We start from the raw sequence: 1,836 nt of genomic DNA on the forward strand, positions 1-1,836 counted from the left end.
GGCTTTCCTCCGGGCGCTTCCTTCGTTCTTGTGTCTCCGACTCTATCAGACTCTTTCGTGTCCGATTCCCGGTCGAAGCGGGTTTCGCTTTCCAGTTCCTGCGCTTTCGCGCTTTCCCTTTCCGGCGAGTCCGACTCTATCAGAAGTTTTCCACCGGATTTCCCGGCTTCAGATTCCTGAATGAGGAGTCGAAGGCCCCCCGTTCAGAATTCACTTCCTGGGGGATGCTGCCGAGCTCTTCAGCTCCAGGCAACCGTTTGACTCTACATCACGCCGGAGGAGGGAGTCAAAACGCGGTGCTGCCACCGCCTCAGCGACCGAGTCGACCAGCAACCCGAGCCCCCCGACGCTCGCCCCCTGGCCCGAGCCGGCTGCAGTCCGCCGAGCTGGAGGCATTCCTCGATGCCGGCGAGCCACCCGTCTCCTGCGGGTTCGGCAGCATGCCGCGCGCTCGGACGGCGCGTGATCTTGTCCGGCGAACCGAGCCGCGATCCGTTGCTCACGGCGCTCCGCCAGGCCCTCCGACGTCAAGGCGGCGGACAGGGCCCGAACCGTCGCCGGTGAAGTCCGCACCGACGGCGCGTCGACCGCCGCCCGTCGGCTGGTCGAGATGCGGTAGCGGCTGCTGTCACACACGGGCGGGGTGGCGGGTCAGAGGGGTGTCGGACGCAAGAACCCCGTAAGACACCTGATCGGAGCACCTCTGATGTCGACCGCCTACGTGATCGTGACCCTGTTCGGCGCACTGCTGGCCGGATTCTCGGCCGGCTCGATCTTCTTCAACGCCAAGTGGGTCGTCGAGCCGCTCACCGATTACGGCGTCCCGCGCACCTGGTGGACCTGGCTCGGCGTCGCCAAGGCCGCCGGGGCCGCGGGCCTGCTCGCCGGACTGGCCGTCCAGCCGATCGGGATCGCCGCCGCGATCGGCCTGGTCCTCTACTTCACCGGCGCCGTCATCACCGTGATCCGCGCCCGCTCGTACGCCCACATCCCCTTCCCCCTCATCTACGCCGCCCCCGCCGTCGCCGCACTCGCCCTCTCATAGGTTGACGCGCTTGAGGTAGACCCGGCTGCGGTGGGGGATGGTCTGGTACCAGACCATCAGGTGCTCGTCCTCGTACGTGCGCAGTCGCATCGGGTGCGGGTCCTCGTAGAGGCTGCCGTCCTTGGGGTCGATGGCCATCGCCGCCAGGTCGACCAGGCCGTCCATCACGGCGGTGACGAGCTTCTGGTGTTCCACGGACATGTCACCGAGGACCCACAGTCGACTGGGATCGCACTCCCAGGCCCAGCCGCTGTCGTTCTCGACCCCCTCGCCCCGCAAGGTCACTGGCCGATCTCCCGCTGGGCCTCGGCGAGGATGCGACTGCTGGTTTCCATCGCGGCCCGGAACTCCGGTTCCGTCGCAGTGGGATCGCCGGCGATGCGTTCCGCGTCCTGGAGCGCGGCCGACCGCGCCGGCCACCGGTGGATGGCCACATGGGTGGCCCACTTGATCAGGAAGAACCGCAACGGGTTGATGGCGCCGGTCTCCGCGGCCCGGTCGAACGCCTCGTTGCACTCCTTGTCCAGCACGGCGAGGCTCGGCATGTCGATCCGGCGCACGGCGTCCCGCAGGGCTTCCCGCGTCATGGCCGGCTGGGGGATGAGCGGTCCGCCGTCTTCCAGCTGCTCTGCTGTCATGGTGTCCTCCAGGGGAACGCGGCCAGGATACCCAGCCGGCCTCGAGAAGCCCCCCGTAAACGCAGAAAAGCCCCGCACCATTAAAGGTGCGGGGCTTTCCCACAATGATTGTTCGGCGGCGTCCTACTCTCCCACAGGGTCCCCCCTGCAGTA

The 1,836-nt window shown here is 67.5% G+C and carries 3 protein-coding genes; 1 reads left to right on the forward strand and 2 read right to left on the reverse strand.

All coding sequences use genetic code 11. From position 1 onward, the window contains the following. The first annotated feature begins 706 nt into the window (after positions 1 to 706). Entirely contained in the window at positions 707 to 1,045 is a 339-nt protein-coding gene (locus ACFWB8_RS37010) for a DoxX family protein (protein WP_385237701.1), read from the forward strand. Here ACFWB8_RS37010 and ACFWB8_RS37015 read toward each other — a convergent pair. After that, positions 1,040 to 1,330 (reverse strand): hypothetical protein, encoded by a 291-nt coding sequence (locus tag ACFWB8_RS37015; protein WP_385237704.1) that lies wholly within the window; start codon positions 1,328 to 1,330, stop codon positions 1,040 to 1,042. The two genes, ACFWB8_RS37010 and ACFWB8_RS37015, sit on opposite strands and share 6 nt — an antisense overlap. Next, positions 1,327 to 1,683 carry a hypothetical protein gene (locus tag ACFWB8_RS37020; RefSeq protein ID WP_385237707.1) on the reverse strand — a complete coding sequence of 119 codons (357 nt, stop codon included), beginning with the start codon at positions 1,681 to 1,683 and terminating at the stop codon, positions 1,327 to 1,329. Before ACFWB8_RS37020 ends, ACFWB8_RS37015 begins: the two co-directional genes overlap by 4 nt. Positions 1,684 to 1,836 lie beyond the last annotated feature (153 nt).

The organism is Streptomyces sp. NPDC060031 (assembly GCF_042736805.1).
GTDB lineage: Bacteria > Actinomycetota > Actinomycetes > Streptomycetales > Streptomycetaceae > Streptomyces.

What these genes read in the sequence shown, in the direction of transcription:
- ACFWB8_RS37010 (WP_385237701.1), top strand. Translation starts at nt 707, where the DNA reads ATGTCGACCGCCTACGTGATCGTGACCCTGTTCGGCGCACTGCTGGCC.
- ACFWB8_RS37020 (WP_385237707.1), bottom strand. Translation starts at nt 1,683, where the DNA reads ATGACAGCAGAGCAGCTGGAAGACGGCGGACCGCTCATCCCCCAGCCG.